The 16,218-nt window shown below is 40.8% G+C and carries 19 protein-coding genes; 17 read left to right on the plus strand and 2 right to left on the minus strand.

Annotated features, from left to right (window positions below):
- Positions 1-22: 22 nt before the first annotated feature.
- Positions 23-931 (minus strand): aldo/keto reductase, encoded by a 909-nt coding sequence (locus GD002_RS09700; RefSeq protein ID WP_153732170.1) that lies wholly within the window; start codon positions 929-931, stop codon positions 23-25.
- Between the two features lie 73 nt (positions 932-1,004).
- On the opposite strand from GD002_RS09700, the gene GD002_RS09705 reads away from it, so the two are divergent.
- From GD002_RS09705 to GD002_RS09760, 12 genes are all read left to right on the plus strand, one after another.
- Positions 1,005-1,538, plus strand: a complete 534-nt coding sequence (locus tag GD002_RS09705; RefSeq protein ID WP_153732171.1) for an NUDIX hydrolase — start codon at positions 1,005-1,007, stop codon at positions 1,536-1,538.
- 84 nt (positions 1,539-1,622) lie between these two features.
- Complete coding sequence (locus GD002_RS09710; RefSeq protein ID WP_153732172.1) at positions 1,623-2,135, plus strand: hypothetical protein; 513 nt, start codon at positions 1,623-1,625, stop codon at positions 2,133-2,135.
- A gap of 158 nt (positions 2,136-2,293) precedes the next feature.
- Positions 2,294-2,764, plus strand: a complete 471-nt coding sequence (fur, locus tag GD002_RS09715; RefSeq protein ID WP_153732173.1) for a ferric iron uptake transcriptional regulator — start codon at positions 2,294-2,296, stop codon at positions 2,762-2,764.
- Positions 2,765-2,809: 45 nt separating this feature from the next.
- Positions 2,810-3,709: a site-specific tyrosine recombinase XerD gene (gene xerD / locus GD002_RS09720; protein ID WP_153732174.1), complete on the plus strand. Its 900-nt coding sequence runs from the start codon at positions 2,810-2,812 to the stop codon at positions 3,707-3,709.
- A gap of 23 nt (positions 3,710-3,732) precedes the next feature.
- Positions 3,733-4,926 (plus strand): phosphopentomutase, encoded by a 1,194-nt coding sequence (deoB, locus tag GD002_RS09725; RefSeq protein ID WP_153732175.1) that lies wholly within the window; start codon positions 3,733-3,735, stop codon positions 4,924-4,926.
- A gap of 8 nt (positions 4,927-4,934) precedes the next feature.
- Entirely contained in the window at positions 4,935-6,230 is a 1,296-nt protein-coding gene (locus GD002_RS09730; RefSeq protein ID WP_153732256.1) for a pyrimidine-nucleoside phosphorylase, read from the plus strand.
- Positions 6,231-6,496: 266 nt separating this feature from the next.
- Positions 6,497-6,850, plus strand: a complete 354-nt coding sequence (locus GD002_RS09735) for an STAS domain-containing protein (protein ID WP_153732176.1) — start codon at positions 6,497-6,499, stop codon at positions 6,848-6,850.
- Entirely contained in the window at positions 6,840-7,286 is a 447-nt protein-coding gene (spoIIAB, locus tag GD002_RS09740) for an anti-sigma F factor (RefSeq protein ID WP_153732177.1), read from the plus strand. Before GD002_RS09735 ends, spoIIAB begins: the two co-directional genes overlap by 11 nt.
- Before the next feature lie 3 nt (positions 7,287-7,289).
- A complete protein-coding gene (locus tag GD002_RS09745) occupies positions 7,290-8,078 on the plus strand; it encodes a SigF/SigG family RNA polymerase sporulation sigma factor (RefSeq protein ID WP_153732178.1) in 789 nt (262 codons plus the stop codon).
- A gap of 1 nt (position 8,079) precedes the next feature.
- Positions 8,080-9,537 carry a spore germination protein gene (locus GD002_RS09750; protein ID WP_153732179.1) on the plus strand — a complete coding sequence of 486 codons (1,458 nt, stop codon included), beginning with the start codon at positions 8,080-8,082 and terminating at the stop codon, positions 9,535-9,537.
- A 277-nt stretch (positions 9,538-9,814) separates the two neighbouring features.
- Positions 9,815-11,143: a diaminopimelate decarboxylase gene (lysA, locus tag GD002_RS09755; RefSeq protein ID WP_153732180.1), complete on the plus strand. Its 1,329-nt coding sequence runs from the start codon at positions 9,815-9,817 to the stop codon at positions 11,141-11,143.
- Positions 11,144-11,321: 178 nt separating this feature from the next.
- Positions 11,322-11,696 (plus strand): GNAT family N-acetyltransferase, encoded by a 375-nt coding sequence (locus tag GD002_RS09760; protein ID WP_228548349.1) that lies wholly within the window; start codon positions 11,322-11,324, stop codon positions 11,694-11,696.
- On the opposite strand, the gene GD002_RS09765 is transcribed toward GD002_RS09760, so the two are convergent.
- Positions 11,693-12,211, minus strand: coding sequence for a DUF309 domain-containing protein (locus tag GD002_RS09765; protein WP_330583381.1), 519 nt, complete (start codon positions 12,209-12,211; stop codon positions 11,693-11,695). The two genes, GD002_RS09760 and GD002_RS09765, sit on opposite strands and share 4 nt — an antisense overlap.
- A gap of 27 nt (positions 12,212-12,238) precedes the next feature.
- On the opposite strand from GD002_RS09765, the gene GD002_RS09770 reads away from it, so the two are divergent.
- The 5 genes from GD002_RS09770 to resA all read left to right on the plus strand — a co-directional run bounded on the left by GD002_RS09770 (position 12,239) and on the right by resA (position 16,215).
- Positions 12,239-12,973, plus strand: a complete 735-nt coding sequence (locus tag GD002_RS09770) for a segregation/condensation protein A (protein WP_153732182.1) — start codon at positions 12,239-12,241, stop codon at positions 12,971-12,973.
- A 13-nt stretch (positions 12,974-12,986) separates the two neighbouring features.
- Positions 12,987-13,595, plus strand: coding sequence for an SMC-Scp complex subunit ScpB (gene scpB, locus GD002_RS09775; protein ID WP_153732183.1), 609 nt, complete (start codon positions 12,987-12,989; stop codon positions 13,593-13,595).
- A complete protein-coding gene (locus GD002_RS09780; protein ID WP_153732184.1) occupies positions 13,592-14,602 on the plus strand; it encodes a D-alanyl-D-alanine carboxypeptidase family protein in 1,011 nt (336 codons plus the stop codon). Before scpB ends, GD002_RS09780 begins: the two co-directional genes overlap by 4 nt.
- A 243-nt stretch (positions 14,603-14,845) precedes the next feature.
- Positions 14,846-15,577: a pseudouridine synthase gene (locus tag GD002_RS09785; protein WP_153732185.1), complete on the plus strand. Its 732-nt coding sequence runs from the start codon at positions 14,846-14,848 to the stop codon at positions 15,575-15,577.
- 104 nt (positions 15,578-15,681) lie between these two features.
- Positions 15,682-16,215 (plus strand): thiol-disulfide oxidoreductase ResA, encoded by a 534-nt coding sequence (resA, locus tag GD002_RS09790; RefSeq protein ID WP_153732186.1) that lies wholly within the window; start codon positions 15,682-15,684, stop codon positions 16,213-16,215.
- Positions 16,216-16,218: the final 3 nt, after the last annotated feature.

A 16,218-nucleotide genomic window follows, 5' to 3' on the forward strand; every position in this document is an offset into this window, starting at 1 on the left:
GCTCTTTTTATATGACGCATTATTAACTGTCAACCCTATGTTGTTCATATCGGTGCTGTGTAGTCATGTACATCATCTCATTCAGAAGCTGAGGATTGACTGCTGTTCTATATGCCTTTATTGATTGCTCAAGCTGTTCAGGCGTTCTCGCGCCGATTAATGCAGAAGCTACAACCGGCTGCATCAGCGTATATGTGAGAGCGGCGGCGTGAAGATTTGATGTTTTTTCAGAAAGTTCCTGAACAATTTGCTGCAGTTTAGCTTGTGAATAGGATGCGAATCCGTTCATTTTTTTCACTCTTTCAATACCTTCATCTGTCAGCAACCCTTTGGCAATCGTTCCTCGTGTGACAACAGATGCGCCATGCTGTTCGATCATTGGGAAATATTCTTCAGGTCGGCGATCGAGCAAGCTATATTGCATCATGACGGAGACCGCATTGCTGTTCTTCAAGAAACGCTGAATCACGTTAGGTCGAATGGAGGAAATACCATATTCCCTAATGATTCCATCTTTTTTCAGCGTCTCAAACGCATCAATGGTTTCCTCCACAGGATCTTCCATTGTGCCTCCATGAAGCTGATAAAGATCAATATAATCTACCTGTAAACGTTGAAGGCTATGTTTAACTGCATCCATTATATGAGCTTTGCTAGCGTCCCACTCCCATTGATCTTCACCAGGCGTCCACTTATTTCCCGCTTTTGTTGCGATAATCAGATCTTTTCGTTTTTCTTTTAAAATCTTTCCAATTAGCTCTTCGTTTATCCCTTTATCGTAAAGATCTGCTGTGTCAAAATAGTTTATACCACTATCTACTGCCGCGTCGACTACCGATCGTGCTGCTTCTAGTTCAGTAGGCAATGACATACAACCTAACCCTAGTTCGGAAACTAGCAAATCGCTAGAACCTAGTTTTCGCATCTTCATTTGCATCTCTCCTTTAGCATTCATGGTACAATGAATACTAGATAGAAAACCAATGGAAAGGGTTGAACAATAGATGAAGTTTGAAGAACGAACCCTCTCGACAGAACAAATCTTTACAGGTAAAGTTATTTCGATGCAAGTGGATGAGGTCGAACTGCCTGATGGGAAAATTGCAAAAAGAGAGCTAGTGAAACATCCAGGAGCCGTAGCGATTATCGCATTAACTGCAGATCATAAATTGGTTTTAGTGGAGCAGTTCAGAAAAGCGTTAGAACGGACGATATTGGAGATACCGGCAGGGAAAATTGAGCCAGGAGAAGAGCCTAAATTGACCGCGATCAGAGAATTGGAAGAGGAGACAGGTTACCGTGCCAATTCATTTACGTACTTACAAACTTTCTCCACCTCGCCAGGCTTTGCAAATGAAATCATTCACCTATATGTAGCGAAGGATTTAGAGAAAGTGGAGCAGCCTGCTGCCGGAGATGAAGATGAATTTATCGATATTTTAGAAGTGACAGTTGAAGAGGCAGAAGAATTAATTGCAAATGAACGAATTTTTGATGCCAAGACGGTAGTAGCGGTTTGGTATGCAAAAAGTCTTTAATGTACAGAAAAAGACTTGAAACAAGAGAGTTAATTTAGGACGGACAAGCATATGTTGTAGAAACGATGCGGAGGTGTCCTATCAATGGCTCGATCATTGTCTTTTATCTATTTATTCGTTATACTCGCAATCAGTTACATAGGAGGGGCCTTATTATTCAGAGAATGGCCGCTCACTTCGTTGGAACAGGTCGTAGGCTTGTATGATCAACGGGTAGTAAAGGGTTCAGAGGCTTTCATTTGGTCCCCATTTCTCGTGACGTTTGTTTTCATAACGATTGTCATTATTCTAGCTAAATATAAGAGAGTCCGTTTTATCATTATGATGATCGGAGCGGTAAAATGCGTATTGTTCGGCCTGTCGTCCACCTATTTCTTGTCGACTGGTATGAAGATGATACTGTATTCTGTTTGGTGGTTTCCATTTCAACTAATCGGATGTTTACTATTTTTAATTTTATGCACCGTGTTGAACCCACCATTCTTTGCGGCTCCGGCATTGCGGAAAGATCGTCCGTTATCTGCTGTCCCTCTTTTAATTGGATTACTTTTGGTTATTCAGCTAATAGAACTATCGATCTTTCACTTTATTAAATAAGAGCTCGTACTGAACAAAATGAGCGGAAAATTAGGGCTTACTAGAGACTTGTAGCATAATATAATTAAAATATTGTCTGAACGAACTGATCATTTCCTTTCTATTGTCATCTTGAAAGACAGTTTGGTATAATGGAGACAATTTGAGGGGGGCGTCTTATGGAAAGCCGAATTGAACGAATCAAGAAGCAATTGCACGGGGCCAGCTATAAGTTGACGCCTCAGCGTGAAGCAACTGTAGCGGTTCTTCTTGAAAATAAAGAAGATCATTTAAGTGCGGAGGATGTATTCCTTTTAGTAAAAGAGAAAGCACCCGATATTGGGCTCGCTACTGTTTACCGCACATTAGAATTACTAACTGAGTTAAAAGTTGTAGATAAAATTAATTTTGGCGATGGCGTCGCGCGCTATGATTTACGTGAAGAAGGCGCTGCTCGATTCCACCATCACTTGATATGTCTAGAATGTGGAGTCGTCGATGAAATTCAAGAAGATTTGCTAGGTGAAGTTGAGAAAGTCGTAGAGAGTCGATATGGTTTTACGGTGAAAGACCATTGGCTGACTTTTCACGGTATCTGCAAACGCTGTAAGGAAGCAGAAAAGAACAAAGAGGACGAAGGGATGGCATAAGCTGCTATCCTTTTTTACTTTAAATAAAGAAAGGGGGATGGCTTGATGGAAGAAGCGAAATTCGCTTTGGAGGATTATTTGCACTTTCTAACAGTGGAACGGCAGTTAGCTCAGAATACAGTGAAATCCTATAAGAGAGATTTAACCTCTTACTTATTGTTTTTAGAAAGTCTTCCATTGCAAACGCTTAATTCAATTGAACGTTCTACTGTTCTGCAATATTTAAAAAAGCTGAAAGAGAGCGGTAAGTCTTCCCGTACACTTTCCCGACATATTTCTTCCATTCGTTCGTTCCATCAGTTTTTAGTTAGAGAGCAACTGACAACCCATGATTGCACAGTCCATTTAGAACTACCTAAAATCGAACAAAAGTTGCCGGATGTATTGTCCATTCCGGAAGTCGAACAATTAATGGAAGTGGTAGATCCATCTACTTCACAAGGAATGCGAGATTTGGCTTTGCTTGAATTGTTATATGGAACCGGAATGAGGGTAAGTGAACTTATAGCAATTGATTTGGCAGATCTTCATTTAACGATGGGGTTTGTACGAGTATTTGGAAAAGGAAGTAAGGAACGGATCGTGCCTTTAGGACGCTCTGCGATAGATGCATGTAGCAGCTATTTGAATGAGGCGCGTCCGAAGTTCATCGGGACAGGGCAAGATACCGATGCTTTATTCCTGAATATGCATGGAAGGCGTCTAACTAGACAAGGCTGTTGGAAGATCCTCAAGGACGCGGGACAGAAAGCGAATATACAAAAGGTCATCTCACCCCATTTGCTACGTCATTCCTTCGCTACACACTTGATTGAAAATGGGGCTGACTTACGAGCTGTTCAAGAAATGCTTGGTCACGCCGATATTTCTACAACACAGCTCTATACACACGTCAGCAGAAAGCGTTTGAAAGATGTATACAGTTTATATCATCCAAGGGCGTAAACTACTATATTGGAGGGTTTTATATGAAAATTTTACGTTATAACCGGGTTCATTTAATCGTTTTAGATTCAGTTGGTATCGGGGAGGCGCCGGATGCTGAAGCTTTTGGCGACGTTGGAGCGAATACGCTTGGCCATATCGGTGAAGAAATGGATGGACTTTATTTACCAAACCTAGAGCGTTTGGGGCTAGCGAATATTGCACCGATCAAAGGATTGAAAGCTCAAGAGACATCACAAGGCTATTATACGAAAATGGAAGAAGCTTCAGTTGGTAAAGATACGATGACAGGTCATTGGGAAATCATGGGCTTGCGTATAGACAAGCCATTTAAAGTTTATCCGAATGGTTTCCCACAAGAACTGATTGATGAGTTGGAATTAAAAACAGGTCGTAAAGTGATTGGTAATAAACCGGCAAGTGGAACAGAAATTATTGAAGAACTAGGTCAAGAACATATGGAAACAGGCGCGATTATTGTCTATACGTCTGCAGATCCAGTGTTGCAAATCGCAGCTCACGAAGAAATTATTCCGATTGAAGAACAATATCGGATTTGCGAAATTGCTAGGGAATTGACGTTGCGTCCGGAATTTCTGGTAGGTCGGGTCATTGCCAGACCGTTTGTCGGACAGCCGGGTAGTTTTAAACGAACAACGAATCGCCATGATTACGCATTGAAACCATTTGGTAAAACAGTGATGAATGAATTAAAGGATAAAGGTTATGATGTTATCGCAATCGGTAAGATCGCTGATATCTATAATGGCGAAGGTGTAACGGAAGCAGTACGTACAAATGGCAATATGGATGGTGTCGACAAATTGGTGAACGTAATGCAACAGGATTTCGAGGGCTTGAGCTTTGTAAATTTAGTCGATTTCGATGCATTATACGGTCATCGCCGTGACCCAATTGGCTATGGCAAAGCATTAGAGGAATTTGACGCACGCATGCCCGAAATCATGTCTGCACTTCAGCCTGATGATTTATTGATCATTACGGCAGACCATGGCAATGATCCAATTCACGAAGGTACAGATCACACGAGAGAATATGTTCCGTTGCTCGTGTACTCTCCTAAAAACAAAAATGCTTGCGAGTTACCTGTGCGTAAGACGTTTTCTGATATCGGTGCGACCATCGCAGATAACTTTCAAGTAGAAAAACCTGAACATGGCGAGAGCTTTTTATCTTTTTTGGCTGAGGAGGAGTAAGTGTTATGTTGCGAATGGTGGATGTGATTGCGAAGAAGCGAGACGGAGAAGTTCTTTCGAAAGAAGAGATCGAGTTTTTTGTAAACGGCTATACGGACGGCTCCATCCCTGATTATCAGGCGAGTGCATTTTTGATGGCCATTTACTTCCAGAAAATGACGACGGAAGAACAAGGGTATTTAACGATGGCGATGGCCGAGTCGGGTGATCAAATCGATTTATCCGCTATTGACGGTGTAAAAGTGGATAAACATTCGACAGGTGGCGTAGGGGATACGACGACATTGATCTTAGCTCCGCTGGTCGCTGCGTGTGGCGTGCCTGTTGCCAAAATGAGTGGTCGGGGACTTGGACACACGGGTGGTACTCTGGATAAACTAGAAGCAATTAAAGGATTCCATGTTGAAATTTCGACAGAGCAGTTCATTCAACAAGTCAATGATCTAAAGATCGCAGTGATCGGTCAAAGTGGAAATTTAACCCCGGCGGATAAGAAATTGTATGCGCTACGAGATGTCACAGCGACCGTAGACAGCATTCCGCTTATCGCTAGCTCTATCATGAGTAAAAAGCTAGCTGCGGGTGCAGATGCAATTGTGCTGGACGTCAAGACAGGTGCTGGCGCTTTTATGAAGACATTGGAAGACTCTCGGCAACTGGCGGATGCGATGGTGGCGATCGGAAATGAAGTCGGGCGTAACACAAGTGCAGTCATTTCCGATATGAGTCAGCCTTTAGGTTTTGCAATCGGCAATGCAGTAGAAGTGAAAGAAGCGATTGACACACTGCAAGGAAAAGGGCCAGCCGATTTAACTGAACTTTGCTTAGTACTTGGCAGCAAAATGATTTTGGCAGCCGGTAGAGCAGAGACAGAATCAGATGCGCGCACTCAACTGCAAAAGGTCATGGATAACGGCGATGCTTTGCGGTTGTTCGGTGAATTGATTAAAGCCCAAGGTGGAAATCCTGAAGTGATAGACAACACGGATCTTTTACCAAAAGCGCAGTACCAGATCGAAGTACCTGCTAGAAAAAGTGGGTATATTAGTAAAATCGATGCGGATGAAGTTGGTGTAGCCGCGATGCTGCTAGGAGCCGGTCGTGCTACAAAAGAAGACGTCATCGATCTAGCAGTGGGCATCATGCTTCGGAAAAAAATCGGCGACTATGTGGAAGTAGGAGAGGCACTAGCCATTCTCCATACGAACCAGCAACAAGCAGACGAATCGATCAACCTACTGCAAGAGCATATTCATATATCGATCGAAAAAATAGACGCACCTCCTTTGATTCACTCTCTATAAAAAACATTAGCCATGTGCTTGAGACATACCGCGAAAAACGGAATCTCAACCACATGGCTTTTTTATTGTTTATGTGTAAAAAAGATTTTCGTTGACCATACTTCTAACTAGCTTGAATGAAGCTTACTGAATAAATTATCGGTAAAGGGACAGTTATCCATGTCGTAAGATAAGAAGTTTTCGCGATAGCTGACTAGTTTTGTCAATACGAAAGGATTTTGGTGCTAGTTGTGTAATGATACCTTCATGAGGGAGGCGTTTAACATATGGCAACTATTACTCAATTGGAAAATGGCATTGTCTTAATCACATTAGCAGGTGAGCTGGATAACCATGAAGCCAATCAAATTAGAGCAGAAGTATCGACAGCCATCTTTACTGGAAAAACTCGTGCGATTATTTGGGATTTATATCGATTGGCTTTTATGGATAGCGCGGGTATTGGATTAATTTTAGGAAGAATGCGTGACTTGGCGCCCGTTAATGGGGAGACATTGATCTTGAATCCTTCCCCCACTATGGAGAAAATTTTTCAGTTTTCTGGTCTCGGGGATGCAATCAGGAAATGTACAGTCGAGGAAGCAATCGACGAAATCGGAGGGGTTGTACATGAAAAATGAGTTGACATTATCATTTCTAGCGATAGAGGAGAATGAAGCACTTGCAAGAATGGCGATGACATGCTTCATCACGCCGCTAGATCCAACGTTAGAAGAAATTTCTGAATTCAAAACGATTGTTTCGGAAGCAGTTACTAATGCAATTATTCATGGATATGAATGCGATGGAAAAAGTTTGGTGACGATTCACGCAACGATTGAGGACCGCGTAGTCAAAATGACAGTGACAGATGAAGGTATGGGGATTTTCGACGTGGAGCAGGCAATGGAGCCCATGTTTACGACGAAGCCGCAGATGGAACGATCTGGAATGGGCTTCACCATAATGGAGAGTTTCTCTGATGGTATACGTGTAGATTCTACCCTTGGAAATGGGACAATCGTGACATTTGAAAAAAGCTTTTCTCCTGTCACAGAAGTAAGTAGAATGAGGTGACTTATGGAAGCATCTGTTGAGAAGCAACACGCTCTACTGTCCCAAGAGAAAATGAGAGAACTCATCGAAGAATCACAAGCTGGTGACAAAGAAGCTAGGAGAATGATGGTAGAAGGCAACACGAGATTAGTGTGGTCCATCGTTCAGCGATTTGCTTCGCGTGGCGCGGATTTAGAAGATTTATTTCAAATTGGCTGTATTGGGCTAATGAAATCGATAGATAAGTTCGATCTTTCGTATGAGGTGAAATTTTCAACGTATGCAGTGCCGATGATCGTCGGAGAGATCCAGCGCTATTTGCGTGATGATGGCATGGTGAAAGTAGGTCGGACCATTCGAGAACTTAGTTATAAAATTCGACATGCGACGGATGATTTTATTAAGAAAAATGGACGATCTCCTTCCATTTCGGAGGTTGCAGAGGTGCTGGACGTAACAGTGGAGGATATTATCTTAGCTTCCGACGCCTTACGTGACCCTGCATCCTTACATGAACAGCTTTATGAAAGTGATGGGGATAGTCTGACGTTAATGGATCAGTTGCGAGATGATCGTTCAGAGCGTGTTTTTGATCACATTCCATTGCGAGACATCATCACTCGTTTAAATAAACGGGATCAAACCATTATTTATATGCGTTATTACTTAGATTACACCCAAAGTGACATTGCCGAACGGATCGGCATATCACAAGTTCAAGTTTCCAGATTGGAAAAGAAGATATTAGCTCAAATGAAAACTTGGATGGGGGCCAACGCGGAAGAAACACTCGAGAAGGTGAGGAGAAAATAAGTTGACCAAGACTCTATTTACGTCTATTAGAGAAGGGGAAAGGTGGTTCATCAACCAATTTGGCGAAGATGAAACATTCGATGCGACACGTCGGTTGATCCACCTATGGGATAAAGAAATACTTCTTCTGTATATGAATGGACTAGTAGATGGAGATGTCTTAACAACCTTACTGACAGAAATGCAGTATCGGAATGAACTGTTTAAGGATGCTTCCTCGGAAGATACGGATCGGGCAATGGTAAATTATTTTCCTTATCACGCATTAGAAATTGTAGAGAATGAAGATCAGCTAGCAAAGGAAATTTTAAGCGGCTTAGCTGTTTTCGTTATGCGGGATGGCTTTACATTTAGCTTGGATGTTAGATCTTATCCAGGGAGGCAGCCTGAAGAACCTGACACCGAAAAAGTTATTCGGGGTTCAAGAGATGGTTTCACAGAGAATATACTGACCAACACGTCTTTAATTCGGAGAAGATTACGAGCTACAGAGCTTCGGTTTGAAATGCATGAAACCTCTGTAAAAGGAAAGACAGATATCGCGATAGCTTTCCTAAAAGGGGCGGCAAATGAAGAACATTTGAATTTTGTTCGAGAACGTTTGGACCAACTAAAAACAGATGGCTTGACGATGACCGACAAATCTCTAGAAGAGTTCCTTTTTAAACAAGGATTTCATCCCATGCCATTTGTTCGGTATACAGAACGGGCTGATATTTGTGCGTCTCATTTACTAGAAGGGCATATCGCTATAATTGTCGATACTTCACCCTCCGTTATTCTGGTGCCCATCACGCTTGTTCATCATTTGCAACACGCTGAAGAGTATAGACAAGCGCCTTTGATCGGTACATTCATTCGAGCTGTACGTTTCATTGGTACATTTTTAAGTTTGGTGATGCTGCCATTTTGGTATTTGTTATCGACAGAAAAACAATTTGTACCAGACGCCATTAAGTATATTGGGCCGAATGAATGGGGAGAAGTACCGTTATTCGTTCAACTCGTAATAGCAGACATAGGGATTGAAGTTTTACGAATGGCGGCCATTCATACGCCTACCCCATTATCCACAGCTATGGGACTCGTTGCCGCAATTGTCATTGGTCAAGTTGCTATTGATGTTGGATTATTTTCATCTGAAGTAGTTTTATATGTAGCGGTGAGTGCAATTTTGACTTTTGCGATTCCGTCGTTTGAATTAAGTATTACGACCAAAGTGTTTCGAATTTTCCTTCTAGTTTCAACTGCTTTATTTGGAGCGCCAGGATTTTTTGTTGCGTTTGCGATCATGTATTACTACTTATGTTCTTTAAAACCGATGAATGTTCCTTATATGTGGCCGTTCACACCGTTTTTCCCAAAAGCATTGTTACGTGTACTCATTCGATTCCCTATGACGATTGATGATCCACGGCCGTTTATAACAAAATCTCCAAATCGTGACAGAATGTCGTGAGCTCTGTAGTTCTTGAACGAAGATTGCCTCTTTCCGTAATCTTATGATAAAGTTTATCTATATTCAGCGGATGACCTACACTTTTATTAGTGATAGGATGTATAGAATGAAATCTTCTGTTTAGGAGGAAGCGTTGTATGCATGCTGAACTAGATAAAGCTGCCGGTAGATGTCATGGATTTTGAAAAGAACGAATTATGCAGACTTCTATTCAAAATCCAGACACAATTATACCGAGGCGTAATCTTTTCAAGAGAACGCGGGAGGGGTAAACAACATGCATCTATATGGAACACAGACAGTGAACGAAAAGGGTCATTTAACAATTGGGGGAGTAGATGTTACCGAGCTCGTTTCAGAGTATGGAACGCCAGTAATGGTCTATGACACAGAGTTGTTTAAGGAGCGGGCACAGGGATTTAAGGATACATTTGAAAGAAAAGGCATAGAAGCACAGGTGGCGTATGCAAGTAAGGCTTTTTCTTCCCTTGCGATTTATCAATTGGCAAAGCAGCAAGGGCTTTCTCTTGATGTAGTGTCTGGTGGAGAGCTATATACAGCTGTAGCAGCCGAGTTCCCACGTGAACGAATTCATTTTCATGGGAATAATAAAAGTAAAGAAGAGATTTTGTACGCATTCGAAGAGCGTATTGGCTGTATCGTCATCGATAATTTTTTGGAAATTGACATGATTAAAGAAATTGCTTCCGAGCGTAAACAGAAAATGAACGTCTTAATCCGAGTTACACCAGGGGTTGAAGCCCATACACATGATTATATTACTACAGGGCAAGAGGATTCGAAATTTGGTTTTGACTTAAAAAATGGACAAACTGATGAAGCATTTTGTGCATTGCATGACCATGAATACATTAATTTTTTAGGTATGCATTGCCATATTGGATCTCAAATTTTTGAGACAGATGCATTTCGTTTTGCCGCTGAAGTATTAATGGAAAAAATGGTAGAATGGCGCAAATCCTATCAGTTTATTTGTCCTGTCTTGAATTTGGGAGGCGGTTTTGGCATTCGTTATACAGAAGAAGACCACCCTCTTGAGCCGTCTGCTTACGTAGAAGAAATGGCTGATGTGGTGAAGTTGATGGCTGAAGAATGTCAATATCCAATCCCAGAAATTTGGATTGAGCCTGGTCGATCTCTTGTAGGTGACGCGGGTACCACACTTTATTCTGCAGGTAGCACAAAAGAAGTTCCAGGCGTTCGAACATACGTGGCGGTGGACGGAGGAATGTCCGATAATATTCGTCCTGCGTTATACGATGCACAGTATTCAAGTGCCATCGCAAATCGTATGAATGAACCTCATGACCACCAGTGGACGATTGCTGGTAAATGCTGTGAGTCAGGTGATAAGCTTATTGAAAAAGCCTTTTTGCCTAAAGTAGAGACAGGTGACCTACTAGCTGTTTTCTGTACAGGAGCTTATACGTATTCCATGGCAAGCAACTATAATCGTTTGCCAAGACCAGCTGTTGTGTTTGTAGAGAATGGGCAACACCAACTCGTGGTAAGACGAGAAACATATGAAGATATTATTAAATTAGATCTTCCGTTACAGCAAAAAGAAAGGGAGATTTTTAAATGAGAAAGAAAAATCTCTTCCTTTTTTTAGCGATTCTTGTCATAGCATTAATTTGGGGTGCCGTCTATTGGTATTTTGTCGTGCCGGTCATCGACCCTCGCTAACAAGAAAGTGATGAGTTGAATAAAATGGAATGTTCGTATAAACTGTACAAAGGATTTACGAAAAGAAGGGGTTACTATTGAAGCTTATCCGTTTTAAAAAGGCGCAAGAGAAAATTGCTATGGGTTTTTTATCTTATATCCCTGGCGAAAAAATGGTGCGTAAACTACAAGAAACTATCCAGCAATATATTCAAGATGAAAATTGGCAACTGTTTCTTTGTAAAGAGGTTGAGGACTATATTGGGTTGATCGGTGTAGAGGTCAATGAAACCGACCGCATTTATACGATTCAGCATATTTCTGTCAATCCATCGTTTCGCGGGGAAGGTATTGGCTATGAAATGGTCAAAGAATTAGAATTGATTTATCCAGGCTATCAATGCAAAAGCAACGATTTTACTGAGCAGTTCATAGAGAAATGTCAACGAAAAGAAGAAGACGCAGATCGTTAATGGCTGCCCTTCTTCTTTTCTTCGCGTTGTAAAAGAATATCGGAACGATCTCGTTGCATATGTTTATGAATAACGGATTCGCTATTCTTTGGAAGCAGTGTGATCGATTGCTTGGTTTTACTCGACTCATTCTCTAGTGAAGATGAAATCGGTAGTAAGAAGGAGGTAAAGCAAGTGTCGGATTGGATGTAATCCAAGCTCTTTTTTACGTGTTCAATGATTTGATCTATATTTACTTCTTCTTTGTAGACGTTATATTGAACGGGTATCTGTTGAAAACGAAGCAATGCTTTTTTCAACGACCTAGTAGCACCGGTGACATTTCCTCTTCGCCAGTGGTATAATCCTGTTGCCATAAGGATAAATCCAGTCAATGGATGTTCTTTTGAAAAATTATTCTGCATTTTCCAATATTCTTCTAGCACCTCGTGGCACTCGAAATAATCTTGATTGTCATTGAAATAAACAATAAACTGTAGAAAAAGAGGATGGTAGTAAGGGTGCATCTGAATCATTCCTTTCTGTTAAGGTAGGTAGTTAAAATGAGTTATAGTGTCAAATTAGAAGTTTTTGAAGGGCCATTAGATTTATTATTACATTTGATCAATCGGTTGGAAATCGATATTTACGATATACCTATGGCAGAACTGACCCACCAGTACATAGAGCATTTATATGCCATGCGCGTACTTCAATTGGATGAGCTAAGTGAATATCTCGTGTTGGCAGCCACTCTTTTAGAGATTAAAAGTAAAATGCTTTTACCTGTTAATGAAGATGAAGCATTTGATGAAGAGTTTGATTATGTAGAAGAAGATCCGCGCGAAGAGCTTATTGCCAGATTAATTGAATACCGTAAATATAAAGAAGCGGCCACTTCGCTTCGTGAATCCGCTGCAGATCGTGAGGATTATTTTACAAAAAAGCCTGAAGATCTCTCAGATTACGGAGAAGTAATGGTTCAAGAAACCGAAGAGACCTTAAATGTCTTTGACTTAATTGGAGCATTCCAAAAAATGCTTCATCGAAAAAAACTTCGATTACCTCTAACAGCGAGTATAACAAAAACTGAGCAGTCTGTCGGTGATAAGATGTCTGTTATTATGAGTAAGTTGGAAACTTGCGGCGGGGAATGTGAATTTCATGCTCTTTTTGAGACAAGTAGCACAGCAGAGTTAGTTCTGACATTTTTATCGCTTCTTGAACTAATGAAGTTACAAGAAGTTACGGTCCGCCAAAGTAATAATTTTGATGAGTTAATAATCTCACTGATTTGAGGAGATGAGTTAAATGGAAATAGAATCACAACTCCTAGGTATGGCGGAGAGTTTTTTGTTTGTGGCAGGGGAGGAAGGTTTAACCCTTGCACAATTAGCTGCGTTGCTTGATCGCAATGAAGACCAAGCAAATGAAATCATGACTGCGCTACAGGATGGCTACGATAATAATTTAAAGAGAGGCATTACATTAAAAAGATATGGAGGAAGCTTCCGGTTAGTCACAAAAAGTGAATTAGCAGAGGAAATAAAAAAAATGCTTGAAAATCCTAAGCCATCTACATTTACTCAGGCGGCATTAGAGGTACTCGCGATTATCGCATACAAACAGCCGGTTACGCGAGTGGAAATCGACGACTTGCGTGGTGTGAAATCCGAACGAGCCTTGCATTCGTTGACTGGTAAAGGATTTGTGGAGGAAGTTGGACGTATGGATGGACCAGGTAGGCCCATATTATATGGGACAACCGATTTCTTCCTTGATCGTTTTGGCCTTGCTTCATTGAAAGAATTACCTCCACTTTCCTTGGAAGAAGAACAAGATACAGAGGACCCAGATTTGTTTATGACGAAATTCCAAGAAGCATTCTCAATACAAGGGGAAGGAGGAAATGATGTTTGAGAAAGATTGCAGGCATTGCATCCGTGTTGCTATTCATCATGCTATTCATTGGTCCCCAAAGTACTAGTGCTGCAGGGTCAGCTTGGGTAGTAATTGACGCTGAAAATGGCAGAATACTACAGGGTGAAAATGAACATCAGCCCTTGCCTATAGCGAGCTTGACAAAAATGTGGACGGCTTACACATTTTTGGAATTGAAGTCTGACAGTGAAGAAACGATTATATCGTCAGAGGCTGCCACTGCTGAAGGCTCGTCTATTTATTTAGAACCAGGTACGACGATGCAAACGACTGATTTACTCTATGGATTAATGCTTCGTTCAGGTAATGATGCTGCACATGCCCTTGCAGAACATGCGGGCGGATCATTGGAAGGGTTTGTCTACTTGATGAACGAGAAAGCACAACGACATGGTCTCGAAAATACGTATTTTACCAACCCATCTGGCTTGCATGATGAACGTCACCTATCTTCTGCATATGACACAGCTAAAATGTTATATTATGGTATGAAAAATCCAGACTTCAGAAAGATCGCTACAACTAAAAATCATCCGTTTGAAAATGAAAATGGAAAAAACAGCTGGGAGAATAAGCACAAGCTAATTTTGTCTGAGCCTTCTGCAATTGCAGGGAAGACTGGTTTTACAAAAGCAGCAGGTCGAACATTAGCAACATATTTCGAGAAAGACGGTAAGTCAGTCATTGTGGTTACTTTGAATAATGGTGATGACTGGAAGATGCACAAACAGCTATCACAACAAGTCTTCTCTGAATATCAGAACTATACTGTGGCAAAAAAGGGTCAGTATCAGATATTTCCACATATGACGGCAACAGTGGATAAGCCCATCAAATTACTTGTATCAAAAGAAGAAAAAAAACAGCTATCCAATGTATTGCAAATCCCTCAAACAGAACAAGAACAGAAAAAAGGCTACTGGTCGATCTATTTGAACACTGAACCGATCAAGACAGTTGCCGTAGAGATTAAGACGGAAAAGTGAATTAATTACACATTATTTCGAAGATTGACCTATCAGGGTCAGTCTTCTTTTCATTTGCATCAAAGTGTGACATAATTTTTTCAGTATCATTATCAGTCGAATTGATTATTGTATATCATTTTAGGGAGATATTTATACAAGAGAAATAATCGTTGATTGAAGCGAAAAGCATCTAATTGAGTGAAAATCAGCGAAACGTAGTAGCTATCTATTATTTATTTTATGCAAATCAAGGAGGAACTTATGGAGAGATTACAAAAAGTATTGGCACAGGCTGGTATCGCATCAAGAAGAAAAGCAGAAAAATTGATTGTGGATGGCTTGGTAAAAGTTAATGGCCAAGTTGTGACAGAACTCGGAACAAAAGTGAGCAGAATGGATACAATTGAAGTAGAAGGCGTTCAGTTAACAAAAGAATCGCCTGTATACTACTTACTCTATAAACCACGAGGCTATATTTCTACTGTTCAAGATGAAAAAGGACGTAAAACTGTCATTGATTTGCTTCCGGAAGTAAGTGAACGAATTTTTCCCGTCGGCAGATTGGATTATGACACATCAGGTGTGTTGCTTCTAACAAATGATGGGGACTTTTCTTATTTAATGACCCATCCGAAATTTGAAATTCAAAAGAAATATGTAGCGAAAGTAAAAGGCATTCCGACACGCGAAAATCTGAAAAAACTGGAGACGGGGATTGATCTGGAAGATGGTAAAACAGCTCCAGCACAAGTGAAAATGACCGCAATGGATAAGAAAACGAACTCTGCGATTGTCGAGATTACTATTCACGAAGGTCGCAATAGACAGGTACGTAGAATGTTTGAGGCAATCGGTTGCCCAGTCCAAAAACTTAAACGGGAGCAGTTTGCCAATTTGACGACGCGAGGATTGAATGCAGGAGAAGCCAGAGAATTGACTACGCATGAGTTGAAACAACTACGTGTACTTGCTGAAACTGGTAAAATAGGATAACGGTTCCTTGAAAGTTCACAAACCTATCACGACTATGAGGTCATCTGATTTTTCCTTTTGGTATAATAGCGATTGGAACATAAATTTGACAGGAGGTTACACGATTGGCCAAGAAGAACAAAAAAACCATTAGGCTAATTAGCAGGACAGTTCTTCTCTTAATTTTAGCAGCAATCATTGTATACGCGATTACTTCAAAAGATAAAGTGAAAGTATTAGCTGAAGGAGATAAGGCTCCTGACTTTGAGCTTGTGGATTTAGAAGGCAATGCACACCGTTTGTCTGATTATAAAGGGGAAGGCGTGTTTCTAAATTTCTGGGGAACTTGGTGCCCTCCTTGTAAAAAGGAAATGCCTTATATGGAGGACATTTACAAAGATTTTGAATCGAAGGGTGTACATATTCTAACGGTCAATGTAGGTGAACCGAAAGTAAAGGTAGAACTCTTCCGAGATGATCTTGGCCTGACATTCCCGATGTTATGGGATAAGAATAAAACAGTCATGGATCTTTACAATATTAAACCATTGCCTACCACTTTTTTAATTAATCCTGAAGGAAAGATTACAAAAGTAATTAAACAAGGAATGACAGAACAACAAATTGTTGAGCATTTAGAAAGCATACAACCAAAGTAAGGA

Source organism: Sporosarcina obsidiansis, assembly GCF_009651005.1.
GTDB classification, from domain to species: Bacteria; Bacillota; Bacilli; order Bacillales_A; family Planococcaceae; genus Sporosarcina; species Sporosarcina obsidiansis.